Here is a 256-nt window from a genome sequence, read left to right as displayed (position 1 = left end):
CCGCAAGGCCCTGCAATGCATGGCGTTCGGCGGACTCGGCACGCTGTTTACGTTGTCGGGCGGCATCCTGACGCCGTTCGATCTCGCGCTCGCGCAAAACGGCGCCGTCGTCCCCGCGAAGGCGGGCCGGCCACTGTTCGTCCAGATCAGCGACACGCATATCGGCTTCAACAAGGACGCGAATCCGGACGTCGCGGCCACGCTGCGGCAGACCATCGATCTCGTCAACGCAATGTCCACCGCGCCCGCGCTCACG

General features: G+C 66.8%; 1 pseudogene. It reads left to right on the top strand.

The annotated features are described in order from the left end of the window. Nucleotides 1-256, top strand: a pseudogene (locus SB751_RS32770) (metallophosphoesterase); the annotation flags it as partial.

The sequence above is a fragment of the Cupriavidus sp. SIMBA_020 genome, assembly GCF_046535395.1.
Lineage (GTDB): Bacteria > Pseudomonadota > Gammaproteobacteria > Burkholderiales > Burkholderiaceae > Cupriavidus > Cupriavidus campinensis.
Note: the sequence above shows the minus strand (reverse complement) of the source record. Positions and strands in the feature narration are given on the sequence as shown.